General features: G+C 71.6%; 22 protein-coding genes. 16 read left to right on the top strand and 6 right to left on the bottom strand.

Annotated features, from left to right (window positions below; translation table 11 throughout):
* Positions 1–137: 137 nt before the first annotated feature.
* The gene (locus tag GJ743_RS15035; RefSeq protein WP_155052695.1) at positions 138–2,006 is read right to left on the bottom strand and encodes a phosphoenolpyruvate carboxykinase (GTP); all 1,869 of its coding nucleotides are present in this window, start codon (positions 2,004–2,006) and stop codon (positions 138–140) included.
* Positions 2,007–2,135: 129 nt separating this feature from the next.
* Here GJ743_RS15035 and GJ743_RS15030 point away from each other — a divergent pair, with 129 nt between their 5' ends.
* From GJ743_RS15030 to GJ743_RS15020, 3 genes are all read left to right on the top strand, one after another.
* Positions 2,136–3,578: a helix-turn-helix domain-containing protein gene (locus GJ743_RS15030; protein ID WP_155052694.1), complete on the top strand. Its 1,443-nt coding sequence runs from the start codon at positions 2,136–2,138 to the stop codon at positions 3,576–3,578.
* Between the two features lie 150 nt (positions 3,579–3,728).
* A complete protein-coding gene (locus GJ743_RS15025; RefSeq protein ID WP_230386831.1) occupies positions 3,729–4,064 on the top strand; it encodes a PadR family transcriptional regulator in 336 nt (111 codons plus the stop codon).
* A complete protein-coding gene (locus GJ743_RS15020; RefSeq protein WP_155052692.1) occupies positions 4,061–5,047 on the top strand; it encodes a permease prefix domain 1-containing protein in 987 nt (328 codons plus the stop codon). The genes GJ743_RS15025 and GJ743_RS15020 overlap by 4 nt, the downstream gene beginning before the upstream one ends.
* A 93-nt stretch (positions 5,048–5,140) precedes the next feature.
* On the opposite strand, the gene GJ743_RS15015 is transcribed toward GJ743_RS15020, so the two are convergent.
* The 4 genes from GJ743_RS15015 to GJ743_RS15000 form a co-directional block, all read right to left on the bottom strand.
* Positions 5,141–5,929 (bottom strand): 3-hydroxyacyl-CoA dehydrogenase, encoded by a 789-nt coding sequence (locus GJ743_RS15015; protein ID WP_155052691.1) that lies wholly within the window; start codon positions 5,927–5,929, stop codon positions 5,141–5,143.
* A 120-nt stretch (positions 5,930–6,049) separates the two neighbouring features.
* Positions 6,050–7,225, bottom strand: coding sequence for a thiolase family protein (locus GJ743_RS15010; RefSeq protein ID WP_155052689.1), 1,176 nt, complete (start codon positions 7,223–7,225; stop codon positions 6,050–6,052).
* A 66-nt stretch (positions 7,226–7,291) separates the two neighbouring features.
* Positions 7,292–8,770: a glyceraldehyde-3-phosphate dehydrogenase gene (locus tag GJ743_RS15005; RefSeq protein WP_230386830.1), complete on the bottom strand. Its 1,479-nt coding sequence runs from the start codon at positions 8,768–8,770 to the stop codon at positions 7,292–7,294.
* Positions 8,771–9,031: 261 nt separating this feature from the next.
* Positions 9,032–9,334, bottom strand: a complete 303-nt coding sequence (locus GJ743_RS15000; RefSeq protein ID WP_328289240.1) for a hypothetical protein — start codon at positions 9,332–9,334, stop codon at positions 9,032–9,034.
* A 219-nt stretch (positions 9,335–9,553) separates the two neighbouring features.
* Here GJ743_RS15000 and GJ743_RS14995 point away from each other — a divergent pair, with 219 nt between their 5' ends.
* From GJ743_RS14995 to GJ743_RS14945, 11 genes are all read left to right on the top strand, one after another.
* Complete coding sequence (locus GJ743_RS14995) at positions 9,554–11,209, top strand: thiamine pyrophosphate-binding protein (RefSeq protein WP_155052685.1); 1,656 nt, start codon at positions 9,554–9,556, stop codon at positions 11,207–11,209.
* A gap of 166 nt (positions 11,210–11,375) precedes the next feature.
* Positions 11,376–12,161, top strand: a complete 786-nt coding sequence (gene hpaH / locus GJ743_RS14990; RefSeq protein ID WP_328289239.1) for a 2-oxo-hept-4-ene-1,7-dioate hydratase — start codon at positions 11,376–11,378, stop codon at positions 12,159–12,161.
* Positions 12,146–13,048: an HpcH/HpaI aldolase/citrate lyase family protein gene (locus GJ743_RS14985; RefSeq protein WP_328289238.1), complete on the top strand. Its 903-nt coding sequence runs from the start codon at positions 12,146–12,148 to the stop codon at positions 13,046–13,048. Before hpaH ends, GJ743_RS14985 begins: the two co-directional genes overlap by 16 nt.
* A gap of 77 nt (positions 13,049–13,125) precedes the next feature.
* On the top strand, positions 13,126–14,670 hold the full coding sequence (locus tag GJ743_RS14980) for a fumarylacetoacetate hydrolase family protein (RefSeq protein ID WP_155052683.1): 1,545 nt from the start codon (positions 13,126–13,128) through the stop codon (positions 14,668–14,670).
* Positions 14,667–15,356 carry a GntR family transcriptional regulator gene (locus GJ743_RS14975; protein ID WP_155052682.1) on the top strand — a complete coding sequence of 230 codons (690 nt, stop codon included), beginning with the start codon at positions 14,667–14,669 and terminating at the stop codon, positions 15,354–15,356. The genes GJ743_RS14980 and GJ743_RS14975 overlap by 4 nt, the downstream gene beginning before the upstream one ends.
* Before the next feature lie 80 nt (positions 15,357–15,436).
* Positions 15,437–16,942, top strand: a complete 1,506-nt coding sequence (hpaE, locus tag GJ743_RS14970) for a 5-carboxymethyl-2-hydroxymuconate semialdehyde dehydrogenase (RefSeq protein WP_155052680.1) — start codon at positions 15,437–15,439, stop codon at positions 16,940–16,942.
* Between the two features lie 48 nt (positions 16,943–16,990).
* Positions 16,991–18,133 (top strand): 3,4-dihydroxyphenylacetate 2,3-dioxygenase, encoded by a 1,143-nt coding sequence (gene hpaD, locus GJ743_RS14965; RefSeq protein ID WP_155052678.1) that lies wholly within the window; start codon positions 16,991–16,993, stop codon positions 18,131–18,133.
* Between the two features lie 161 nt (positions 18,134–18,294).
* Complete coding sequence (locus tag GJ743_RS14960; protein WP_155052677.1) at positions 18,295–18,798, top strand: sugar 3,4-ketoisomerase; 504 nt, start codon at positions 18,295–18,297, stop codon at positions 18,796–18,798.
* Entirely contained in the window at positions 18,795–20,000 is a 1,206-nt protein-coding gene (locus GJ743_RS14955) for an NAD(P)/FAD-dependent oxidoreductase (RefSeq protein WP_328289237.1), read from the top strand. The genes GJ743_RS14960 and GJ743_RS14955 overlap by 4 nt, the downstream gene beginning before the upstream one ends.
* Positions 19,997–20,875, top strand: coding sequence for a glycosyltransferase family 2 protein (locus GJ743_RS14950; protein WP_155052675.1), 879 nt, complete (start codon positions 19,997–19,999; stop codon positions 20,873–20,875). Before GJ743_RS14955 ends, GJ743_RS14950 begins: the two co-directional genes overlap by 4 nt.
* A gap of 272 nt (positions 20,876–21,147) precedes the next feature.
* Positions 21,148–21,312 (top strand): hypothetical protein, encoded by a 165-nt coding sequence (locus tag GJ743_RS14945; protein WP_155052674.1) that lies wholly within the window; start codon positions 21,148–21,150, stop codon positions 21,310–21,312.
* A gap of 36 nt (positions 21,313–21,348) precedes the next feature.
* Here the strand turns inward: GJ743_RS14945 and GJ743_RS14940 are convergent, their stop codons facing one another.
* Positions 21,349–21,990, bottom strand: coding sequence for a MarR family winged helix-turn-helix transcriptional regulator (locus GJ743_RS14940; RefSeq protein ID WP_328289236.1), 642 nt, complete (start codon positions 21,988–21,990; stop codon positions 21,349–21,351).
* 123 nt (positions 21,991–22,113) lie between these two features.
* Between GJ743_RS14940 and GJ743_RS14935 the strand changes: the two genes are divergently transcribed.
* Both GJ743_RS14935 and GJ743_RS14930 read left to right on the top strand, forming a co-directional pair.
* Positions 22,114–23,547 (top strand): aldehyde dehydrogenase family protein, encoded by a 1,434-nt coding sequence (locus tag GJ743_RS14935; protein ID WP_155052672.1) that lies wholly within the window; start codon positions 22,114–22,116, stop codon positions 23,545–23,547.
* A gap of 166 nt (positions 23,548–23,713) precedes the next feature.
* Positions 23,714–24,301, top strand: coding sequence for a TetR/AcrR family transcriptional regulator (locus GJ743_RS14930; RefSeq protein ID WP_155052671.1), 588 nt, complete (start codon positions 23,714–23,716; stop codon positions 24,299–24,301).
* The last annotated feature ends 40 nt before the right edge of the window (positions 24,302–24,341 follow it).

The raw sequence follows: 24,341 nt of genomic DNA, 5'->3' as shown, positions 1-24,341 counted from the left end.
TGCGGCGACGGATGCCGCGGGCGTGACGCGCCTTTCCATGCACGCCGCGCCCGCGGCATCCGTCGCCGTCCGCGCGCCCCCACGCGCGTGTGCGCCGGTCGTCGCCCACCCCTGAGCGACGACCGGCGGCTGGTCCGCTACGACGCCTGCTGCTGCAGGTGGTAGCGGAGGCTGGAGAGCTCGGCGCGGAGGGCGGCGGGCACCCGGTCGCCGAACTGGCCGAAGTACTCCTCGGTGAGGTCGCACTCGGCGAGCCAGGTCGTGGGGTCGACCTCGAAGAGCTGCGCGAGCGCGTCCTCGGAGATCTCGATGCCGTCGAGGTCGAGCGAGCCCTCGGCCGGCAGGTTGCCGATCGGCGTCTCGTCGGCCTCGGCGGTGCCCTCGAGGCGACCGACGATCCACTCGATCACGCGCGAGTTCTCGCCGAAGCCGGGCCAGAGGAACTTGCCGTCGTGGCCCTTGCGGAACCAGTTGACCTGGAAGATCTTCGGGGCGTTGGTGCCGAGCACGCGGCCCATCTTGACCCAGTGGCCCCAGTAGTCGGCCATGTTGTAGCCGCAGAACGGGAGCATCGCGAACGGGTCGCGGCGGAGCTCGCCGACCGTGCCCTCGGCCGCAGCGGTCTGCTCCGACGAGATCGTGGCGCCCATGAACACGCCGTGCTTCCACGAGCGCGCTTCGGCGACGAGCGGGACGTTCGTGGCGCGACGACCGCCGAACAGGATCGCGTCGATGGGCACGCCGTCGTGCGCGTCCCAGTCGTCCGAGATCTGCGGGCACTGCGCCGCCGCGACCGTGAAGCGCGAGTTCGGATGTGCAGCGGGGCGGCCCGAGCCCGGGGTCCACGGGTTGCCCTGCCAGTCGGTGAGCTCGGCCGGCACGGTGTCGGTCAGGCCCTCCCACCAGACGTCGCCGTCGGGGCGGAGCGCGACGTTCGTGAAGATCGTGTTGCCCCAGAGCGTCTGTACGGCGGTCGGGTTGGTGGTCTCACCGGTGCCGGGAGCGACGCCGAAGAAGCCGGCCTCGGGGTTGATCGCGTAGAGGCGGCCGTCCTCCCCGGGGCGCATCCAGGCGATGTCGTCGCCGATGGTCTCGACCTTCCAGCCGGGGATCGTCGGTCGCAGCATGGCGAGGTTCGTCTTGCCGCACGCCGACGGGAACGCGGCCGCGATGTGGTACGCCTTGCCCTCGGGCGAGGTGACCTTGATGAGCAGCATGTGCTCGGCGAGCCACCCCTCGTCGCGCGCCATGACGCTCGCGATGCGGAGCGCGAACGCCTTCTTCGCCAGCAGCGCGTTGCCGCCGTAGCCCGAGCCGTACGACCAGATCTCGCGGGAGTCCGGGAACTGCACGATGTACTTGGTCTCGTTGCAGGGCCACTCGACGTCGTCGCGACGGTGGCCGACGCCGTCGATGAGCGGGTAGCCGAGCGAGTGGATGGTGCGCACCCACGGCTCGCCGGCCTCGATCAGGCGGTACACCTGCTCGCCCATGCGCGTCATGATGCCCATCGAGAGCACGACGTACGGCGAGTCCGTGATCTCGACGCCGAGCTGGCTGATCTCGCCGCCCAGCGGACCCATCGAGAACGGCACGACGTACATCGTGCGGCCCTTCATCGAGCCCGTGAAGACGCCGATGAGCTCCTCGCGCATCGCGTGCGGGTCGCGCCAGTTGTTCGTGGGGCCCGCGTCCTCCTCGTAGGTGGAGCAGATGAAGGTGCGGTCCTCGACGCGCGCGACGTCCGACGGGTCGGTGCGTGCGAGGTAGCTGTTGGGACGCCACTCGGGATTGAGCTTGATGAGCTTGCCCTCGGAGATGAGCTGGCGCGTGAGCTGGTCGGCCTCCTGCTTGGAGCCGTCGCACCACACGATGTCGTCGGGCTGGGTGATCGCGGCGATCTCGGCGACCCAGGCGCGCAGCGCGGCGTCGGTCGTGCCGCGCGGGCGGTCCTCCGCGTCCGAGGCGGGTCCGGAGGCGCTGACCGAGAAGTCGGAGATGGTCATCGTCGTCCTTTCGAGGAGTCTGGAGAGCCGCCGTGATCGGTGGCGTGTTTCCAGTGTGAGTGAGGATGGGACATCCATTCGGCCGTTTCGAGTGTTAAGAATCCGCGATCTTTCGATATTCTGAAGAGCATGAAGCTCGGCAGCCCAGACCTGGCCACGCTCGGCCACCGCATCCGGCACTACCGCACCGACCTCGGGCTGACGCTCGACCAACTCGGCGACCGGGTCGGGCTCGCGGGCAGCCAGCTCTCGCTCATCGAGAACGGCAAGCGCGAGCCGAAGCTGTCGACGCTCGACGCGCTCGCGTCGGCCCTCGAGGTCGACCTCGCCGACCTGCTCAGCCGCGAGGCGCCGAGCCGCCGCGCCGAGCTCGAACTCGAACTCGGGCGAGCGCAGTCGAGCCCGCTCTACGCCGCGCTCGGCCTGCCGCACGTGAAGCCGACCCGCGGCATGACCGACGAGTCGCTCGAGGCGATCGTCGGCCTCCACCACGAGCTGCAGCGACGGGCGAGCGAGGCGATCGCGACGCCCGAGGAGGCGCGCCGCGCGAACACCGAGCTCCGCGAGCGGATGCGCGCGCGAAGCAACTACCTCCCCGAGATCGAGCAGCTCGCCGAGGAGCAGGTCCGCTCCTCGGGCCACCGCCAGGGCGCGCTCACGCACCGCGAGGTGAGCGTCATGGCCGAGCGGCTCGGGTTCCAGCTGATCTACGTCAACGACCTGCCCGACTCGACGCGCTCGATCACCGACCTCGCGAACGGGCGCATCTACCTGCCGCCGGCCTCGATCCCCGGCGGTCACGGCCTGCGCTCGATGGCGCTGCAGGCCATGGCCCACCGACTCCTCGGCCACGAGCCGCCCGCGAGCTACGTCGAGTTCCTCTGGCAGCGCCTCGAGATCAACTACTTCGCGGCCGCGTGCCTGATGCCGCAGGAGGCATCCGTCGCCTTCCTGCAGGAGGCGAAGCGGGACAAGCGCCTCGCGATCGAGGACTTCCGCGACGCGTTCGGCGTCACGCACGAGGCCGCGGCGCTGCGGTTCACGAACCTCGCGACGAGCCAACTCGACATGACCGTGCACTTCCTGCGCGTCAACGGCGACGGCGCGCTGCTCAAGGGCTACGAGAACGACGGCCTGCCGCTGCCGACGGATGTCACGGGCTCGATCGAGGGCCAGTGGGTGTGCAAGAAGTGGAGCGCGCGCACGGCCTTCGAGCACACCAACCGCACGACCGAGAACTACCAGTACACCGACACGCCGGTCGGCACCTTCTGGTGCGCGACGCAGACGGGTCGAACGGATGCCTCGGAGTTCTCGATCACGGTCGGGGTGCCGTTCAACCAGGCGAAGTGGTTCCGCGGGCGCGAGACGACGCTGCGCTCCGAGTCGCGCTGCCCCGACGAGTCGTGCTGCCGTCGCGCGCCCGACGGGCTGGCCGAGCGCTGGTCCGGCCGGGCGTGGCCGAGTGCCCGCCTGCACGCCCACGTGCTTTCGCCGCTGCCCTCGGGCACGTTCCCGGGCGTCGACGACGTCGAGGTCTACGCGTTCCTCGAGGCCCACGCGGGCGAGTAGGGCCATGCTCTTCTCAGGAGGATTTCGGCGTGTCGCCGTGGGCACCGGCGTGTCGTCCTGAGAAGCGCGGTGATTCCGTCGCCCGCTCCTGAGAACGGTACCGAACTGTTGCAATAGTGTGCGTTGCACAGTACAGTGCAAGACATGAGCATGGATGACACGACTGCCGGCCACCTGCAGGAACTGCGGCGCGGCACGGTCGTGCTCGGCTGCCTCGTCCGGCTGCGCGAGCCCGACTACGGGTACGCCCTGCTCGAGTCGCTGAACCGCATCGGCATCACGGTCGACGCGAACACCCTGTACCCGCTGCTCAGGCGACTCGAGAAGCAGGGCCTCCTCACGAGCGAGTGGAACACCGACGAGGCGAGGCCCCGCAAGTTCTACCGCACCAGCCCGGCGGGCGAGCAGCTCGCCGGCATCCTCACCGCCGATTGGAAGAACATCGACCGGGCCCTCGCCCGGCTCACTTCGGGAGACGAACGATGACCGCTCCGACCACGACCCTGACCGACCGATACGTGTGGGCCGCCGTCCGCACCGTGCCCGACGCCCAGCGCGCCGACCTCGACCGCGAGCTGCGCGAGCGCATCGGCGACGCATCCGATGCCCTCGTCGGCACCGGCCGCGCGCCGGCCGACGCGGAGCGCATGGCCCTCGTCGAGCTCGGCGACCCCGCGGTGCTCGCGGCGAGGTACGTCGACCGCCCGCTCCAGCTCATCGGCCCGCGGTACTTCCTCACCTGGTGGCGGCTCGTGAAGATGCTCTACGCGATCGTGCTGCCGATCGCCGCGGGCGCCGTGCTCCTCGCGAAGATGCTGTCGCAGGCGCCCATCGGCGAGTCGTTCGCCGACGCGTTCTCCGTCGCGTTCGCGCTCGCGGTGCACCTCGGGTTCTGGCCGACCCTGATCTTCGCCATCCTCGAGCGCTCGCCGGGGCGGGCACCCGACCTGTCGTGGAACCCCGATATGCTCCCCGAGCTGCCCGAGACCGGGCGGGCCGGTCGACTGGGCGACCTCATCGCGTCGCTCGTCTTCCTCACGCTGTTCGCGATCCTGATCATCTGGCAGGGGTACGGCGCGCCGGTCGTCAACCCCATCGGCGAGACCGTGCCCGTCCTCTCCCCCGACCTGTGGTCGTTCTGGATCCCGTGGTTCCTCGTGCTGATCGGGCTCGAGATGGTCTTCGCGGCCGCGATCTACGCCTGGGGCTGGAACTGGTGGCTCGCGGTCGTGAACCTCCTGCTCAACATCGCGTTCATCGTGCCCGCCCTGTGGCTGTTCACGACGGGTCAGCTGATCAACCCCGAGTTCCTCGACGTCATCGGCTGGCCGTGGGGCGAGGCCGGCGGCGTCGTGACGACGATCATCGTCTTCGGCGCGATCGCGGTGACGGTGTGGGACGTGATCGACGGCGTCATCAAGACGGTCCGCGGGCGCGGCGGGTCGGCGCTGTCGCTCGGCCGCATCTGAGGTCGGTCACCGGCCCGACCCGGTCCGAGGACAGGGGGCGGATGCCGCAGGCTCACGCCGCGGCATCCGCCCCCTCGCAGGTCGGCACCCGCCCTACTTCGGCTGCATCCGGATCGCGCCGTCGAGGCGGATCGTCTCGCCGTTCAGCATCGGGTTCGCGATGATCGAGCGCACGAGCGCGGCGTACTCGCTCGGGTGCCCGAGCCGCGACGGGTGCGGCACCTGCTGCGCGAGCGAGGCGCGTACGTCGTCGGGCATGCCCGCCATCATCGGCGTCTCGAAGATGCCGGGAGCGACCGTGACGACCCGGATGAGCAGCTTCGACAGGTCGCGCGCGATCGGCAGCGTCATGCCGGCGACGCCGGCCTTCGACGCCGAGTAGGCGGCCTGGCCGATCTGCCCGTCGAACGCCGCGACGGACGCCGTGTTCACGATGACCCCGCGCTCGAGCGTCGCGGGGCCGCCGGCGACCCCCGCGGAGACGGGTTCGGTCTCGGCCATGGCCGCGGCGGCGAGGCGGATCACGTTGAACGTGCCGATGAGGTTCACCCGGATGGTGCGCTCGAACGCATCGAGCGGCGCCGGGCCGTCGCGGCCGACGGTGCGGTTCGCGGTCACGATGCCCGCGCAGTTCACCGCGACGCGGAGCGGGGCCAGGGCGGATGCCGCGGCGATCGCCTCGGCGACCTGCACCTCGTCGGCGACATCCGCCGGCACGAACCGGGCGCGCTCGCCGAGCTCAGCCGCGGCCTGCTCGCCGCGCGGGCCGGGCAGGTCGACGAGGACGACGTGCGCGCCGCCGTCGACGAGGGCCTGCGCGGTGGCCCGGCCGAGGCCGGAGGCGCCGCCCGTGACGATCGCGGATGCTCCGCTGAGTTCCATGTTGCTCCTTCGTTCGAGGGGTGGATGTCACCGAGTGATGCCGGTCGCGCCGAGTGATGCCGGTGGCCCTGTCTCACCCGGCGCGACGTGCATCACTCGGCGGGGAGGGGTTCGTCGCGGTCAGAGGCGCTCGACCACGTAGGCGTTGGCCATGCCGCCGCCCTCGCACATCGTCTGCAGGCCGTAGCGGCCGCCGGTCGCCTCGAGGTGGTTCACGAGCGTCGTGAGCAGGCGCGTGCCGCTCGAACCGAGCGCGTGGCCGAGCGCGATGGCGCCCCCGCGCGGGTTGAGCTTCGCGGCATCCGCCCCGGTCTCGGCGAGCCAGGCGAGCGGCACCGACGCGAACGCCTCGTTGACCTCGTACGCGTCGATGTCGTCGTGCGAGAGGCCCGCGCGTTCGAGGACCTTCGCGGTCGCCGGGATCACGCCCGTGAGCATGGTCAACGGATCGCTGCCGACGACCGAGAACGCGCGGAACCGCGCCCGCGGGGTCAGGCCGAGCTTCTCGGCGACGTCGGCGCTCATGATGAGCGCCGCGGATGCACCGTCGGTGAGCGGCGAGGAGTTGCCGGGCGTGATGCGCCACTCGAGGTCGGGGAAGCGCTCGGCCAGGGCATCCGTGCGGAATGCGGGGTTGAGCCCCGCGAGCGACTCGACCGAGGTGCCCGGTCGGACGGTCTCGTCGACGAGCCGGTCGACGCCCGCGACGGGGACCAGCTCGGTCGCGAAGGCGCCCGACTCGCCCGCCGCCGCGGCGAGCTCGTGGGAGCGCCCGGCGAAGGCGTCGAGCTCGTCCCGCGAGAAGCCCCACTTCTGCGCGATCAGCTCGGCCGAGACGCCCTGGCTCACGAGGCCCTCGGGGTAGCGCGCGCGCATGCGGGTGCCGAACGGGTCGGCGCCCGCCGCGCTCGAGCCGAGCGGCACGCGGCTCATCGACTCGACCCCGCACGCGATCACGATGTCGGCCTGCCCGGCGAGGACCGCCTGCGCGGCGAACGTCGCCGCCTGCTGGCTCGACCCGCACTGCCGGTCGATCGTCGTGCCCGGCACGTGCTCGGGGAAGCCGGCGGCGAGCACCGCGTTGCGGGTGATGTTGTACGACTGCTCGCCGATCTGGCTCACGCAGCCGCCGATCACGTCGTCGAGGAGGCCCGGGTCGAGGTCGTTGCGGTCGACGATCGCGGTGAGGGCGCCCGCGAGGAGGTCGACGGGATGGATCCCGCTCAGCATTCCTCCGGGCTTGCCGCGCCCCACGGGCGTGCGGACGACGTCGACGATGACGGCTTCGCTGCTCATGCCATCAGCCTACGGCCGGGCGCGGGGCGAGCCGCCGCCGTGCGGCGCCCGCCCCGCGGCATCCGCTCAGCCGACCTCGGCGACCTCGGGCACGGCCGCCGCGGCGACCTGCTCGATGCGAACGGGCTCGCGCTCGGGGAGCACGACGGGGTGGGTGCCCGCCATGGCCTCGATGACCCGGACGACCTGGCACGAGTAGCCGTACTCGTTGTCGTACCAGACGTAGAGCACGACGTCGGTGCTGTCGGCGATGGTCGCGAGGCCGTCGACGATGCCCGCGCGGTGGCTGCCGACGAAGTCGGTCGAGACGACCTCGGCCGACTCGATGTAGTCGACCTGCTGGCGCAGCGGCGAGGTGAGCGAGACCTTGCGGAGGTAGGCGTTCAGCGTCGCCTTGTCGGTCGGGCGCTCGAGCTGCAGGTTCAGGATGGCGAGGCTCACGTCGGGCGTGGGGACGCGGATCGCGGACCCGGTGAGCTTGCCCTCGAGCGCCGGCAGCGCCTTCGAGACGGCCTTCGCGGCGCCCGTCTCGGCGATGACCATGTTGAGCACCGCCGAGCGGCCGCGGCGGTCGCCCTTGTGGAAGTTGTCGATGAGGTTCTGGTCGTTCGTGAACGAGTGCACGGTCTCGACGTGGCCGCGGCCGACGCCGTACGCCTCGTCGATCGCGGCGAGCACCGGGGTGATGGCGTTCGTCGTGCACGAGGCCGCCGACAGGATGCGGTCGCCCGACTCGATGTCGCCGTGGTTGATCCCGTGCACGATGTTCTTGATCGCGCCCTTGCCGGGCGCGGTGAGGAGAACCCGCGCGACGCCGGTCGACTCGAGGTGGCGGCTGAGGCCCGCCTCGTCGCGCCAGCGGCCGGTGTTGTCGACGACGATCGCGTCGGAGATGCCGTACGCGGTGTAGTCGATCGTGCCGGGGTCGTCGGAGTAGATGACCTGGATCAGCGTGCCGTTCGCGAGGATCGTGTTCGCCTCCTCGTCGACCGTGATGGTGCCCTGGAAGGGGCCGTGCACGGAGTCGCGGCGGAGCAGGCTCGCGCGCTTCTGCAGGTCGTTCTCGGCACCCTTGCGCACGACGATCGCGCGGAGGCGCAGGCCCTGGCCGCCGCCGGCGTGCGCGATGAGGATGCGGGCGAGCAGGCGCCCGATGCGGCCGAAGCCGTAGAGCACGACGTCGGTGCCGGATGCCGCGGGGGCGCCCTGCGCGTCGGCGTCGCCGTCGGCGGCGCCGGCCGTGGGGTCGACGAGCACGGGTGCGAGCTCGGAGCGCAGGAAGTCGACGAGGTCGGTGCCTTCGGGCGCCGCGTGGAACCGCGAGACGAGGCGTGCGACGTCGATCGAGGCGGGGCCGGGGGCGATCTCGGTGAGCGCCTCGAGCACGCGCATGGTGTCGGCGAGGTCGAGTTCGACGTCGCCGGCCTGGCGAGCGAAGCGGTGCGCCTTCAGCAGCTCGACCGCGGAGCGGTTGATGAGCCGCCGGCCGTGGATCGAGGTCACGACCCCGTGCCGGCGGTACAACCCGCCGATGAGCGGGATCATGCGCTCGGCGAGTTCCTCTCGGGCGATCCAATCCTCACGGCGGGCGTCGAACTCGTGGCTCACGGCTCTTCCTTCCAGCCGCGGGTCGGACCTCGTCGGCCTGTTCGGGTCGCGCTCACTGATGGGCAGCGTCGACCACGGGGTTGTCCAAGGGGATGCTCAGATCATAGCCATGGCCGGACTGCGAGGGCGCTGTACACGACGTCCGGTGACGGGGGCGACGGATGCCTCGGCGGCGAGCCGTGGCATCCGCTCTGCACCTCAGGCGAACACGTCGTCGACGAGGGCGATGTCGTACACCGCGACGCGCTGCGGCACGCCGTCGAACGCGGCGGCCCGCGCGTCGGAGGCGAGGTACTCGGCCTCGAGCGCACGGAACGCATCGGCGTCGCCGGGCGCGCTCACGGCCCAGACGAACTGGTTCGCCTCGCGGATGCCGTAGGCGAACTCGATCGCGAACCCGGCTTCCGGCCGCACTCGCGGCATCCACTCCTTCCACCACGCCACGAAGGCGTCGTACTCCCCGTCGACGAGCGTGTACCGGCGCAGCTGGATCGTCTTCACCCGTGCCATCCTGCCCCATGGCCGCGGCTCATGACGCCGCGGCGGTCGGCCCCCTCGCCCCTCGCGTAGACTGCGAGGGTCCAGGCGCCCCGCGGAACGCATGCTCCGCCGCGGCGCCGGCGCTCGAAAAAAGGGCGCGAAGCGTCAGGCCGGTCCGGCCGGCCCCGCGAGACACATACGGAAGTCCCCGCATCCGTCACCGTCTCGAAAGGCTCCGCCATGCCCACTGTCTCCGCGCACGTCGCCCGCACGCTCGCCGCCCACGTCGACCACGTCTTCGGCGTCATGGGCAACGGCAACGCCTGGTTCCTCGATGCGATCGAACGCGAGACCGAGGCGACCTTCACCGCGGTCCGCCACGAGGTGGGCGGCGTCGTCGCGGCCGACGCGCACTTCCGCGCCTCGAACCGGCTCGCCGCGGCCACCGCGACCTACGGCGCCGGATTCACGAACACGCTGACCGCCCTCGCCGAGGCGGTGCAGGCGCACGTGCCGCTCGTGCTCGTCGTCGGCGACGAGCCGACCTCGGGCCCGCGGCCGTGGGGCGTCGACCAGATCGCGCTCGCGTCGGGCGTCGGCGCCCGCACCTACACGGTCGGGCGGGCGGATGCCGCGGCCACGACCGTCATCGCGATCGAGCACGCCCTGGCGTACCGGGTGCCCACCGTGCTCGCGATCCCCTACGACGTCGCCGCGCTCGAGGCCGGGCCCGTGCCGGAGACCGCCGCACCGAGCCTGCCCGTCCCGCTCGCTCCGCGCGGCGACTTCGCCGCAGGCGCGATCGCCTCGCTCGCCCGGGCGCTCGCCGGTGCGAGCCGCCCCGTGCTGATCGCGGGCCGCGGTGCATGGGTCGCCGGCGCCGGCGCCGTGCTGGGCGAACTCGCGGCGGCCACGGGCGCCGTCACCGCGACGACCGCGCTCGGGCGAGGCGTCTTCCCCGACGAGCGGTACGACCTCGGCGTGACTGGCGGGTTCGGCGCCGAGGGCGCCATGGCACTCATCCGCGAGGCCGACGTGGCGGTCGTCTTCGGCGCCTCGCTCAACCAGTTCACGATGCGCTTCGGCGACCTGTTCGCGCCCGGGACCCACGTCGCCCAGGTCGACGTCGCGCCGGCCGCGACGCACCCGCACGTCGGCGCCTACGTGAGGGGCGATGCGGCGCTCGTCGCCCGCGCGCTCGTCGAGGAGCTCGCGGCGCTCGCGGCCGAGTCGTCGGGATGGCGGGAGTCGCTCGCGATCGCGCCGCTCCGCGCGCACGACCGGGGCGTCGGCATCGTGCCCGAGGACGGCAAGCTCGACCCGCGCTCGGTGGCCGCGCGCCTCGCGGAACTCCTCCCGGAGGACCGCGTCGTCGTCTCCGACGGCGGCCACTTCATCGGGTGGGCGAACATGTACTGGCCCGTGGCATCCCCCGACCGGATGATGATGATCGGCACCGCGTTCCAGTCGATCGGCCTCGGCTTCCCGAGCGTGCCCGGCGCCGCGGCGGCGAAGCCCGAAGCGACGATCGTGCTCACCACCGGCGACGGCGGCGGGCTCATGGCCATCGCCGACCTCGAGACCGCCGTCCGCACCGCTGCCGGCCGCGGCATCGCCGTGGTCTGGAACGACACCGCCTACGGTGCCGAGGTGCACCTCTACGGCCGCAAGGGCCTCGCCGAGCCGCCGATGCGGATCCCCGAGGTCGACTTCGCGGGCCTCGCGACGGCCGTCGGCGCCGAGGGCGTCGTCGTCCGCGAGCTCGCCGACCTCGACCGGCTCGCCGCCTGGGCGGCCGAGCCCGTCGCCGATCGGCGGTTCCTGCTCCTCGACTGCCGGGTCTCGGACCGGATCGTGGCGCCGTACCAGCACGAGATCATCCGCGTGAACGCCTGAGCCTCGAGGTCTCGAGCCATAGGGCGGATGCCTCGCGCGAGCGTTCGGCCGGGGCATCCGCTCGCCGCCCTCGAACTGGGCGGACAGATCGTATATGATCTGAGATATCAGGCTGTCGCGACGATCGATACGATCGGCGTGACGCTCACGACGAAGTGGAGATCACGTGCCAGACCCGTCACGCATCCGGGAGATCGCCGACGAACTCTTCGCCGCCGACCGCGACCGCACGACCGTCCCGCTCCTGACCGCGCGCAACCCCGGCATGACCGTCGAGGATGCGTATGCGGTGCAGCGCGAGTGGGCCGAGCGGCGGATGTCGGCGGGCGCCAGGCTCGTCGGACGCAAGATCGGGCTCACCTCGAAGGTCATGCAGGTCGCCACGGGCATCACCGAGCCCGACTACGGCGTGATCTTCGACGACATGGTCTACGAGTCGGGCTCGGTCATCGAGTTCGACCGATTCTCGAACGTGCGCATCGAGGTCGAGCTCGCGTTCGTGCTGGGCGCTCCGCTCGAGGGCCCGGACACGACGATCTTCGACGTGCTCCGCGCGACCGAGTACGTCGTGCCCGCGCTCGAGGTGCTGAACTCGCACATCGCCCTCGAGGGCCGCACGATCGTCGACACGATCAGCGACAACGCCGCGATGGGCGCGATGGTGGTCGGCGGGCGCCCGGTGAAGGTCGACGACGTCGACCTCCGCTGGGTCGGCGCACTGCTCTCGCGCAACGAGACCATCGAGGAGTCCGGCGTCGCCGGCGCGGTGCTCGGCCACCCCGCCATGGGCGTCGCGTGGCTCGCGAACAAGCTCGCGGCGCACGGGCAGTCGCTCGGCGCGGGCGAGATCATCCTCGCCGGCAGCTTCACGCGGCCCATGTGGGTCGAGCGCGGCGACACCGTCCACGCCGACTACCACGACCTCGGGAGCATCTCGTGCCGATTCGCCTGACCCTGCCGCCGACCTTCGCCGCTCGCATCGACGAGGCCGACCGACCGCAGGTCGGCATGTGGGTGTGCTCCGGCAGCCCGCTCGTCGCCGAGATCGCCGCGGGGAGCGGGCTCGACTGGGTGCTCATCGACGGCGAGCACTCCCCCAACGGGCTCGAGTCGATCCTCGCGCAGCTGCAGGCGGTCGCGGCCTACCCCGTCTCCCCCGTCGTGCGCGTGCCGTACGGCGACACGGTGGTCATCAAGCAGTTCCTCGACCTCGGCGTGCAGAACCTGCTCGTGCCGATGGTCGACTCGGCCGAGCAGGCGGCCGGGATCGTCCGCGCGGTCCGCTACCCCACGAGCGGCGTCCGGGGGGTCGGCTCGTCGCTCGCGCGCGCCTCACGCTGGAACCGCGTCGAGAACTATCTGGCGGATGCCGCGTCGACCATCAGCCTCCTCGTGCAGATCGAGTCGGCGGCCGCGGTCGCCTCGGTCGAGGCCATCGCCGCGACGCCCGGCGTCGACGGCCTCTTCGTCGGCCCCGCCGACCTCGCCGCATCGATGGGTCACCTCGGCCAGCAGTCGCACCCCCAGGTCGTCGAGGCGGTGCTCGCGTCGATCCGCGCGGGCGTCGCGGCGGGCGTGCCGGTCGGCGTGAACGCATTCGTGCCCGCCGACGCCGAGCGCTACCTCGACGCCGGCGCCTCGTTCGTCGCGGTCGGGGCGGATGTCGCGCTGCTCGCACGGGCGTCGGAGGCCCTCGCCGATCGCTTCATCGGCACGGACGGCGCAGCGGATGCCTCGGGCGACGCGGACAGCGCGCACCGCGCGACGGGCTCCGCAGACGGACGGGACCCCTCCGCGACCGGCACGAGTGCCGGAACCGGCGAGCGTCCGAGCTACTGAGCCGCGGCGGCATCCGTCGCATTGCCAGACCACGCGGGATCGTATATGATTTCGGATATCTGAAGACGAGGGAGTCCATGACCGCCATCGCGAAGCCCGGCAAGATCATCGCCGTGCACCTCAACTACCCGTCGCGCGCGGCGCAGCGGGGTCGCACGCCGGCGAAGCCGAGCTACTTCCTGAAGCCGCAGAGTTCGCTCGGCGAGACCGGCGGCACCGTCGAACGACCCGCGGGCACCGAGCTCCTCGCGTTCGAGGGCGAGATCGCGCTGATCGTCGGCGAGCCCGCGCGGCACGTCTCCCCCGCCGACGGCTGGTCGCACGTCGCCGCGATCACGGCCGCGAACGACTTCGGCCTCTACGACCTGCGCGCCGCCGACAAGGGGTCCAACGTCCGCTCGAAGGGCGGCGACGGCTTCACGCCGCTCGGCCCCGTCGCGATCCCGACCGACGGCATCGGACCGGGCGACTGGCGCGTGCGCACGTGGGTGAACGGCGAGCTCGTCCAGGAGGACGCCTCCGACACGCTCCTCTTCGACTTCGGCACGCTGGTCGCCGACCTCTCGCAGCACTTCACGTTGGAGACCGGCGACGTGATCCTGACGGGCACGCCCGCGGGCTCGTCGGTCGTCATCCCCGGGGACGTCGTCGAGGTCGAGGTCGACGCGCCGCGTGCACCGGGCGCACCCTCGACCGGACGCCTCGCGACCACCGTCACCCAGGGCGAGGTCGCCTTCGGCGACTTCGGCTCGAAGCCCGCCGTCGACGACCTGCAGCGCGTCGAGGCGTGGGGCTCCGAGTCGGCGCACGCCGCTGCGGTCGCCGCCGGCCGGGCGACCCCGCTCGATGCTTCCGACGGGGCGACGGATGCCGCGGAGCCCGCGTTCGAGCTCACCGACGGGCTGCGCGCCCAACTCTCGTCCGTCGCCGTCGCGACCCTGTCGGTCGCGCTCCGCAAGCGCGGCTACCACGACGTCTTCATCGAGGGCGTGTTCGCCAACCACCCGGGCGACCGCATCGTCGGCCGGGCCCGCACGCTCCGCTTCATCCCCGCCCGGCCCGACCTCTTCGCCTCGCACGGCGGCGGCTACAACGCCCAGAAGCGCGCGTTCGACTCGGTCGGCGCGGGCGAGGTGCTCGTGGTCGACGCCCGCGGCGAGCGCGGCACCGGCACCGTCGGCGACGTGCTCGCCCTGCGCGCCAAGGTGCGCGGTGCGGCGGGCATCGTGACCGACGGCGGCGTGCGCGACTTCGACGCGGTCGCCGAGATCGGCATCCCCGTCTTCTCGCAGGGCCCGCACCCGAGCGTGCTCGGCCGACGCCACGTGCCGTGGGAGACCGATGTGACGATCGCGTGCGGCGGTGCGGCGGTGCAGCCCGGCGACGTGATCGTGGGCGACGGCGACGGCGTCATCGTGATCCCGCCGCACCTCGTCGCCGAGGTCGCGGCCGAGGCCGCCGAACAGGACGCCGCCGACGCGTGGGTCGCCGAGCGCGTGGCCGAGGGCGAGGCCGTCGACGGGCTCTTCCCGATGGACCGCGCGTGGCGCGAGCGTTACGAGCGCGAACGGGAGGCCGCGGCATCCGTCGCCGACGAAGGCCGCACCGGGGAGCCGCGATGAGCGTCGAGAGCAAGTCGCAGCAGGCGTACCGCTTCATCCGGGAGCGCATCGACGACGGCCGCTACGTCCCGGGCTACCGGCTCGTCCTCGCGCAGATCGCGGGCGAACTCGACGTGTCGGTGGTGCCCGTGCGCGAGGCCATCCGCCGCCTCGAGGCCGAGGGACTCGTCACCTTCCAGAAGAACGTCGGAGCCCAGGTCGCACTCATCAAGGAGACCGAGTACCTGCACACCATGCAGACGCTCGCGCTCGTCGAGGGCTTCGCGACCTCGCTCACGGCGCCGTACCTCACGCCCGAGCAGCTCGGCCGCGCGCGGGCGATCAACGACGAGATGCGCCGCACGCTCGAGGACTTCGAGCCGCATCGGTTCACCGAGCTCAACCTCGAGTTCCATGCGGTGCTCTTCGAGGGCTGCCCGAACCCGCACGTGCTCGACCTCGTGCACCGCGGGTGGAACCGGATGCGGGTGCTCCGCGACTCGTCGTTCAGCTTCGTGCCGGGCCGGGCCCGCGCGTCCGTCGAGGAGCACGAGCGCATCGTCGAGCTCATCGAGCAGGGCGCCGACGCGCTCGAGATCGAGCTCGCGGCCCGACAGCACCGCACGGCCACGCTCGACGCGGTGCTCGCCTACCAGGCCGATCACAAGCCGGCGAGTGCGCCGGCACCTCAGGCCGTCGCCACCTGACGCACCGACCCACCCGACCACCGGCAGCGGCGCCCGCCGACGCGCGCCGCCCGCCATACGCCCAACCGGAAGGAACCGACATGACCCAGCACATCCCCGAGGGCCTGCCCGACCGCATCCGCCACTACATCGACGGCGAATTCGTCGACTCGATCGGCGGCGAGACCTTCGACGTGCTCGACCCGGTGTCGAACGAGACGTACGTGCAGGCCGCCGCCGGCCAGAAGGCCGACATCGACCGAGCGGTCGCTTCCGCGCGGCGCGCGTTCACCGAGGGCCCGTGGCCGCGGATGCTGCCGCGCGAGCGCTCACGCGTGCTCCACCGGATCGCCGACCTCGTCGAGTCGCGCGACGCGCGCCTGGCCGAACTCGAGACCTTCGACACCGGCCTGCCGATCACGCAGGCGCTCGGCCAGGCGCGACGCGCGGCCGAGAACTTCCGATTCTTCGCCGACCTGATCGTCGCGCAGGCCGACGACACCTACAAGGTGCCCGGCCGCCAGGTGAACTACGTCAACCGCAAGCCGATCGGCGTCGCCGGCCTCATCACGCCGTGGAACACGCCGTTCATGCTCGAGTCGTGGAAGCTCGCGCCCGCGATCGCGACCGGCAACACCGTGGTGCTGAAGCCCGCCGAGTTCACACCGCTCTCCGCATCGCTGTGGGCCGAGATCTTCGAGGAGGCGGGCCTGCCGCAGGGCGTCTTCAACCTCGTCAACGGGCTCGGCGAGGAGGCGGGCGACGCGCTGGTGAAGCATCCGGACGTGCCGCTCATCTCGTTCACCGGCGAGAGCCGCACCGGGCAGATCATCTTCGGCAACGCCGCGCCGTTCCTCAAGGGCCTCTCGATGGAGCTCGGCGGCAAGAGCCCGGCCGTGGTCTTCGCCGACGCCGACCTCGACGCCGCGGTCGACGCGACGATCTTCGGCGTGTTCTCGCTGAACGGCGAGCGCTGCACGGCCGGCAGCCGCATCCTCGTCGAGCGGTCGGTCTACGACGAGTTCGTCGAGAAGTACGCCGCGCAGGCCAAGCGCGTGGTCGTCGGCGACCCGCACGACCCGACGACCGAGGTCGGCGCGCTCGTGCACCCCGAGCACTACGACAAGGTCATGAGCTACGTCGAGATCGGCAAGGGCGAGGGTCGCCTCGTCGCCGGCGGCGGCCGGCCCGAGGGCCTGCCGACGGGCAACTACGTCGCCCCGACGGTGTTCGCGGATGTCGCGAAGGACGCCCGGATCTTCCAGGAGGAGATCTTCGGCCCGGTCGTCGCGATCACCCCCTTCGACACCGACGAGGAGGCGCTCGAGCTCGCCAACGGCGTGAAGTACGGGCTCGCCGCGTACATCTGGACCAACGACCTCAAGCGGGCGCACAACTTCTCGCAGGCCGTCGAGGCCGGCATGGTCTGGCTGAACTCGAACAATGTGCGAGACCTCCGCACCCCGTTCGGCGGTGTCAAGGCCTCCGGTCTCGGCCACGAGGGCGGCTACCGCTCGATCGACTTCTACACCGACCAGCAGGCGGTGCACATCACCCTCGGGGCGGTCCACAACCCCACCTTCGGCAAGGCCCCGGTGCTCGAGTAGCGCGAAGCGCGTACCGAGATCCATCCGACATCGAGCAAGGACGCTGACATGACGAACCGCGACGACAAGACCCTCACTTCCTCGGGCTTCTACGTGAGCCAGGAGGCTCCGATCCATTCGGGGAACCCGATCCCGACGCCGACGGCGCCGGCCCCCGACATCCTGCGCTGCGCCTACATGGAGCTCGTCGTCACCGACCTCGCCGCGAGCCGGAACTTCTACGTCGAGGTCCTCGGCCTCACGGTGACCGAGGAGGACGAGGACACCGTCTACCTCCGCTCGCTCGAGGAGTTCATCCACCACAACCTCGTCCTGCGGAAGGGCCCGGTCGCGGCGGTCGCCGCGTTCAGCTACCGCGTGCGCACCCCGGAGGACCTCGACAAGGCGGTCGCGTTCTACACCGAGCTCGGATGCCGCGTCGAGCGTCGCGCCGAGGGCTGGACGAAGGGCATCGGCGAGTCCGTCCGCGTCGAGGACCCGCTCGGCTTCCCGTACGAGTTCTTCCACGACGTCGAGCACGTGGAGCGGCTCGCATGGCGCTACGACCTCTACACGCCCGGCGCGCTCGTGCGCCTCGACCACTTCAACCAGGTCACGCCCGACGTGCCGCGCGCGGTCGGCTTCATGCAGGACCTCGGGTTCCGCGTGACCGAGGACATCCAGGACGAGGCCGGCACCGTCTACGCGGCGTGGATGCGGCGCAAGCCCACCGTGCACGACACCGCCATGACCGGTGGCGACGGCCCCCGCATGCACCACGTCGCGTTCTCGACGCACGAGAAGCACAACATCCTCGCCATCTGCGACAAGCTGGGCGCGCTTCGCATGTCGGACGCGATCGAGCGCGGACCCGGGCGCCACGGCGTCTCGAACGCGTTCTACCTCTACCTCCGCGACCCCGACGGCCACCGCGTCGAGATCTACACGCAGGACTACTACACGGGCGATCCCGACAACCCCGTGGTCACCTGGGACGTGCACGACAACCAGCGCCGCGACTGGTGGGGCAACCCCGTCGTGCCGTCGTGGTACACCGAGGCGTCGCTCGTGCTCGACCTCGACGGCAACCCGAGGCCCGTCGTCGCGCGCACCGACGACTCCGAGATGGCCGTGACGATCGGGGCCGACGGCTTCTCGTACACGCGCATGGGCGACGAGGAGAAGGGCTTCAAGCTCGGCAACACGCTCTGAGGGCGAGGCGGGATGCGTCGGGGTCGACCATCCCACCCCCCTCCCGCCGACGCGGCGGGGACGGTCGTTGTCCCGCCCGTGCGGAGGGGATATCGTCGGTCCCCTGAGATCCGGTCCGGCGCCGCCGAGGTCCGGCACGGCCCCCGCCCGTGGAGGAACGCATGGCACCCGCCCCCGAGCCCGTCGACATCGGGGTCGATGGCGATGTCGGCGGTGACCCGGGTCACCGCGCCGACGCAGCCCTCCCGATGCTCCGCCCGACCTCGCTGCTCGATGGTGCGGTCCGACCGCTCGCGCCCCCGCGATTCGTGGACGACCGAGGGTCCCTGACGCCGCTCCAGCTCGCGGAACTCGGGTTCGCCGTCGCACGCACGTTCGTCGTGACCGCGCCGGCCGGAGCCGTCCGCGGCGGGCACGCGCACCGCAGCGTGCGCCAGGTGTTCTTCCGCGCGAGCGGCCGGATCGACGTGGAGTTCCGTCATCGCGGTGCATCCGCTCGGCTGACGCTCGACGAGGAGCATCCGGCTGTCCTGGTCGACTCGGGCGTGTGGGCGCAGCAGACGTACCTCGTCGACGGCTCGACGCTCATCGTCTTCGCCGACGGCGGCTACGACCGGAGCGAGTACCTCGACCACGACCGGGGCGCAGACGGGGCAGCCTCGTGACGCGGCGACGCGTCGCCGTGCTCGGCGCGGGCATCATGGGAAGTGCCACGGCGATCGAGCTCGCGCGTCGCGGGCTCGACGTGACCCTCATCGAGCGCGAGCCGGCCCCGATGTCGGGCACCAGTCGGTGGAACGAGGGCAAGATCCACCTCGGGTTCCTGTACGGCGCCGACCCGACGACCGCGACCGCCGAGCACATCCTGCCAGGCAGCCTCGTGTTCAGCGATCGAGCCCGGGAGCTCATCGGCACCGACCTCGACGGTCATGTCACCCGCGAGGACGACCTCTACCTCCTGCACCGCGATTCGGTCGTCGACGCCGACACGATGCGCCGCAAGTTCGAGGCGATCGGCGCCCTCGTCAGGCGGCATCCGGATTCGGCCCGGTACCTCGTCGACGTGTCGGACGCCCGCGTCACCGAACTCGCACACGATGAACTCGCCGCCATCGCGGGCGACGACATCGTCGCCGGCTTCCGGGTCCCCGAGCGGTCGATCGACACACGCTGGTTCGCCGACCGGCTGGGCGCGGCGGTCGCCGCCGAGCCGCGCGTGACGCTCCGGGCCGGCACGACGGTCATCGGCGCCGAACCGGTCCGCTCCGTCGACGGCGCATGGCGGATCCGGACCGCGGACGGCGAGGACGAGGTGGCCGATGTCGTCGTCAACGCCCTCTGGAACGGCCGGTTGCCGATCGACGTCACGGCGGGCGTCGATCCGGAGCCGCCGTGGACCCATCGGTTCCGGCTCTGCGTGTTCGTCCGAACCCGCGCCGACCACCGGGTGAAGAGCGCGCTCGTCGCGGTGGGCCCGTTCGGCGACGTGAAGAGCTACACCGACCGCGACTTCTATCTCTCGTGGTATCCCGAGGGCCTGGTCGCGGAGGGCGACGACCTCGAGCTCGCGGCGCCGGCCATCCCGGTCGGCGCTGACGCCGCCGCGTTCGTCACACGGGTCCGATCGGCCCTCGGCCGTCTCATGCCCGGCATCGACGAGGTGCTCGAGGACGCCGAGGAGACCGTCGTACACGGCGGATTCGTCTTCGCTCAGGGCCGCGGAGCGCTCGACGACCCCGCTTCCGACCTCCATCGGCGCGATCGGTACGGGGTACGGCGACGGGGCACGTATCACTCGGTCGACACGGGCAAGTACTCCACCGCACCCTGGAGCGCGCGCATCCTGGCCGAGGAGATCGCCGGATGACCGGCCCGACCACTCCGACGGACGTCACGACTCGATGGGATCCGCTCGTGACCGCCCTCGTGCCGACGTACAACGGCGCCGCATTCATCCAGCGCACCCTCGACAGCCTGGTGGCCCAGACCTGGCCGAACCTCGAGATCCTCATCGGCGACGACCGGTCGACGGATGACACGCTCGAGGTCGTGCGTCGCTTCGCCGAGCAGTACCCGCGCACCCGGATCGTCGAGCGCGAGGAGAACCTCGGCTGGCTGCGGAACTCGAACGACCTGATGGGCCGAGCGGACGGTGAGCTGCAGTTCTTCGCGTTCCATGACGACGTCGTCGCGCCGACGTACGTCGAACGCCTGGTCGGCGCACTCGCGGCGAACGACCGAGCCGTGCTCGCGTTCACCGACATGCGTGTGCACGAACTTGACGGACGTCTCGAACTGCACGTGTTCGACGAACTCGAGGGCCTGCGCTCTCCCGTGGCGCGCGGCCGGGTGATGGTGCGTCGACCCGGGTTCTGGTGGGTGCCGAATCGCGGGCTGTTCCGGACGTCGGCCTTCCGTGAGGTCGGTGGCATCCACCCGAACGAGCAGGGCGAGTACTCGGCCGACTGGACGTGGCTGCTCGGCCTGTCGCTCATCGGCGAGTTCGTCCGGGTTCCCGAGGTGCTCTGCACGAAGTACTACAAGTCCGGCAGCCTCTCCAAGACGTGGCCGCACGACCTCGACCAGGTGGCGGCGCTCCGGCGCTCGGGGGTTGCGGAGATCCGGCGGAGTTCGCTCCCCTCCCGACAGAAGGCGGTGCTCGCCGGGTACCTGTTGCGGAGGATCTACGGCCGTCGACTCCCGGGAAACGTGAAGGGCGTGTTCCGCCGGATGGGTCTCTGACCGGCGGCACCGGCGCGTTCGCGCGGGGACGGAACATCCCGAGCCCGCTCGGGCGCGCGAACAATAGCGGAATCCGGCCTCCGCCGGAATGGCTGGACGTCCCGTCGCTCGCGGCGGAATGCTGGTCATGTGGTCGCGGACCAGGGAACGACCGCTTCGCGGGCGATCACGACCGGGGGGACGTCCCCGGGGGACACCCGTCCCCCGGGGCCCGAAGGTTCCCGACCCGCCGTGCGCCGCACGGCGTCATCGCCGATCAGAAAGGCACTTCCGTGAACACCCTGCTCATCATCGTCGGAATCATCGCCATCATCCTGCTGTTCACCGGCGGCTTCGTGCAGTCGCTTCAGTTCCTGCTCTGGGTGGGCATCGTCCTGCTCGTCCTGGCCGTGGTCGTCTGGCTCGTCCGGACCCTCACCGGCAACCGGAGCGTCTGATCGAACCCGCCGGGTCGTGTGCGCGCGACCCGGCGATCAGGCCTCGGACGAGGTCGCATCGCCGCCCGCACCGTCTCGGTGCCGGGCGGCGCCCTCGTTTCCGGGCAGCGCATCGCTCGGCTCGGTGATCGAGACGTCGGGGACGTCTCCGACCGACGAGTCATCCACATCGTGGTGCGGTTCGACGAGTTCGAGCGCCTCGATCATGCCGGCGAGGAAGCGCGCCACAACGCCGAGCTCCCGCTGGTCGAGCCCGTCCGCGACCGCGATCATGGCCTGGTGCATCCGACCGAGGGTGGCCCGCACCTCGGCGTCGCTGTCGGTCGTGCTCGCCACGACGAGCGAGCGGCGGTCGGACGGGTGCGGACGCCGCACGAGGTGGCCGCTGCGCTCGAGGCGGTCGATGAGCACCGTCGTCGACGCGGTCGAGATGCCGAGGAGCTTGGCGAGCATTCCCGGCGTGAGCATCTCGCCCTCGCGCTCGGCGCGCAGCACGTAGCGGAGCGCCAGGAGGTCGGTCTCGCCCATGCCCATCGAGTCCCGGGTCCGGCGGCGCATCTCCTGGTCGGCCGCCCGGTACCGCCGGAGCAGGTTGAGCACGTCGACGCTGCCGAGGCGGGAGTCATCGGCCTCGTACCAGTAGCCGCTCGACTCGAATCCGCTGGGACGACTGGACACCCTGACACCCTAGTCCCGGCCCCCGCGCTTCGTGCGCGCACGTCCAAGCGGGTCGCACGCACCGGCAACGGCGCGGACCGGGCCGCTGCCTACCGTGGAACCCCGACTCAACGTGGAGGTGCCATGAACAGCCCGATCCCAGTCCTCGAGGACACGCAGGCCGACCTGCTCGCCGAGGTCGCGCCGGATGCCGGAGAACGCCGCGAGATCCTCGACCCGGCGACGGGCGGACTCGTCGGCCACGCCCCGGTGCACACCGTCGACGACCTCGAAGCGGCGATCGCCCGCGCGAAGGCGGCGCAGCCCGCTTGGGCGGCGCTCGGGCACGAGCGCCGGAGCGAACTGCTCCTGCTCGCCGCCGACGCCATCGACGCCGAGGCGGAGGCCCTCGCTCGCGTGCTGTCGCGCGAGCAGGGCAAGCCGTTGAACGGTCCGAACGCGCGATTCGAGGTCGGCGCGGCATCCGGTTGGATGCGGGCTGCCGCGGCGACGCCGCTCGAAGCCGAGGTCGTCGTCGACGACGGCGAGACGCGCGCCGAGCTGCACTACCGCCCGATCGGCGTCGTCGGCGCGATCGGCCCCTGGAACTGGCCGCAGATGATCACCGTCTGGCAGGTCGCGCCGGCGCTCCGGATGGGCAACACGGTCGTCGTGAAGCCGTCGGAGTACACGCCGCTCAGCGTGCTCGCGCTCATCGAGGTCATCAACCGCGTGCTGCCCGAGGGCGTCGTCGAGGTCGTCTCGGGCGGCCGCGACGTCGGTGCGGCGCTCGCATCGCACCCGTCGATCGGGAAGGTGATGTTCACCGGCTCGACCGCGACCGGCAAGGCGATCATCCGCAGCTCGGCCGACACCGTGAAGCGGCTCACGCTCGAGCTCGGCGGCAACGACGCCGGCATCGTGCTGCCCGACGTCGACCCGACGGCGATCGCCGAGGGCGTCTTCTGGGGCGCCTTCATCAACACGGGCCAGACCTGTGCCGCGCTGAAGCGCCTGTACGTGCACGACGACGTCTACGACGCCGTGTGCGAGGCGCTCGTCGACGTCGCTCGAGCGATGCCCATGGGGGTCGGGCTCGACGAGGCGAACGTGCTCGGGCCGCTGCAGAACCGGCCGCAGTTCGACATCGTCGACCGGCTCGTGGAGTCGGCGAAGGCCGGCGGCGCGCGGGTGCTGCTCGGCGGCGACCCGGATCGCACGCAGCCCGGCAACTTCTACCCGACGACGCTCGTGGCCGACATCGACGACTCCGCACCGCTCGTGCAGGAGGAGCAGTTCGGGCCGGCGCTGCCGATCATCCGCTACCACGACCTCGACGAGGCGATCGCGATGGCGAACGGCGTCGAGGTCGGGCTCGGCGCCTCGGTCTGGTCGACCGACCGCGACGAGGCGCGCCGCATCGCCGCGCGCCTCGAGGCCGGCACGGTGTGGATCAACGCGCACGGCGCGGTCCACCCGATGGCGCCGTTCGGCGGCGCGAAGCAGTCGGGCTACGGGCTCGAGTTCGGCGTCGAGGGCCTCAAGGCGCTCGGCGTCCCGCAGGTCGTCAACGGCTGACCTGCGGAGCGTCCGCGGGGGCGGGCAGGGATGGGCCGGGAGCGCGATCGTGCTCCCGGCCCTCGCCATGTCGCGGTCGCGCCGCGCGCCCGTCTCCGCCTGCCAGGCTCGGCCCGCCGCGGCGCGTATCGTTGACCCCGACGCCGCGGCGTCGCGAGAGGGGACCATGCCGAAGATCGTCGACCACGACGCGCGCCGCCTCGAGATCGTGCACGCGACCTGGCGCCTCATCGCCGAGAAGGGCTTCCGCGCGACCACGATGCGCGAGATCGCCAAGGCGTCGGGCGTCGCGAACGGCGGGCTCTTCCCCTACTTCCGTAACAAGGAGGAGCTGATCGGGGCGACGTTCGAGCACGTGTTCGCCGCGACGAACGAGCGCTTCGCGGCCGTGCGCGCCGACCTCGAGGGCATGGCGGCCCTCCGCGAGCTGATGCTGCAGATCTTCCCCCTCGACGAAGAGCGGATCCTCGAGGCGCGAATCGTCATCCCCTTCTGGGAGTACGCGGCCAACGAGCCCGATCTGCTCGCCCTGCACGAGCGCACCATGGACCAGTGGCGCGTCGAGATCGGCGGGCACCTCGCCGACGCGAAGCGCCTCGGCGAGATCCGCGAGGACGTCGACATCCCCGTGGTCGTCGACCACTTCATGGCGATGCTCGACGGCGTGCAGGTCATCGCGGTCGTCGCCCCGGCGAGCGCCGACGCCGATCGGCTGACCCGATCGCTCGACGGGTACCTCGACCTCCTGCGCTGAGCGCCGACCGCGTTCCGTTGGCGGCGACGGATGCCGCTGC

The organism is Agromyces bracchium (assembly GCF_009709675.1).
Taxonomy (GTDB): Bacteria; Actinomycetota; Actinomycetes; order Actinomycetales; family Microbacteriaceae; genus Agromyces; species Agromyces bracchium.
This window is presented reverse-complemented; position numbering and strand designations above follow the sequence as displayed.

Bases quoted from the DNA above. Each gene is read 5' to 3' on its own strand.
- GJ743_RS15035 (WP_155052695.1), bottom strand. From the start codon at position 2,006: ATGACCATCTCCGACTTCTCGGTCAGCGCCTCCGGACCCGCCTCGGAC.
- GJ743_RS15030 (WP_155052694.1), top strand. From the start codon at position 2,136: ATGAAGCTCGGCAGCCCAGACCTGGCCACGCTCGGCCACCGCATCCGG.
- GJ743_RS15025 (WP_230386831.1), top strand. From the start codon at position 3,729: ATGGATGACACGACTGCCGGCCACCTGCAGGAACTGCGGCGCGGCACG.
- GJ743_RS15020 (WP_155052692.1), top strand. From the start codon at position 4,061: ATGACCGCTCCGACCACGACCCTGACCGACCGATACGTGTGGGCCGCC.
- GJ743_RS15015 (WP_155052691.1), bottom strand. From the start codon at position 5,929: ATGGAACTCAGCGGAGCATCCGCGATCGTCACGGGCGGCGCCTCCGGC.
- GJ743_RS15010 (WP_155052689.1), bottom strand. From the start codon at position 7,225: ATGAGCAGCGAAGCCGTCATCGTCGACGTCGTCCGCACGCCCGTGGGG.
- GJ743_RS15005 (WP_230386830.1), bottom strand. From the start codon at position 8,770: ATGATCCCGCTCATCGGCGGGTTGTACCGCCGGCACGGGGTCGTGACC.
- GJ743_RS14995 (WP_155052685.1), top strand. From the start codon at position 9,554: ATGCCCACTGTCTCCGCGCACGTCGCCCGCACGCTCGCCGCCCACGTC.
- GJ743_RS14980 (WP_155052683.1), top strand. From the start codon at position 13,126: ATGACCGCCATCGCGAAGCCCGGCAAGATCATCGCCGTGCACCTCAAC.
- GJ743_RS14975 (WP_155052682.1), top strand. From the start codon at position 14,667: ATGAGCGTCGAGAGCAAGTCGCAGCAGGCGTACCGCTTCATCCGGGAG.
- hpaE (WP_155052680.1), top strand. From the start codon at position 15,437: ATGACCCAGCACATCCCCGAGGGCCTGCCCGACCGCATCCGCCACTAC.
- hpaD (WP_155052678.1), top strand. From the start codon at position 16,991: ATGACGAACCGCGACGACAAGACCCTCACTTCCTCGGGCTTCTACGTG.
- GJ743_RS14960 (WP_155052677.1), top strand. From the start codon at position 18,295: ATGGCACCCGCCCCCGAGCCCGTCGACATCGGGGTCGATGGCGATGTC.
- GJ743_RS14950 (WP_155052675.1), top strand. From the start codon at position 19,997: ATGACCGGCCCGACCACTCCGACGGACGTCACGACTCGATGGGATCCG.
- GJ743_RS14935 (WP_155052672.1), top strand. From the start codon at position 22,114: ATGAACAGCCCGATCCCAGTCCTCGAGGACACGCAGGCCGACCTGCTC.
- GJ743_RS14930 (WP_155052671.1), top strand. From the start codon at position 23,714: ATGCCGAAGATCGTCGACCACGACGCGCGCCGCCTCGAGATCGTGCAC.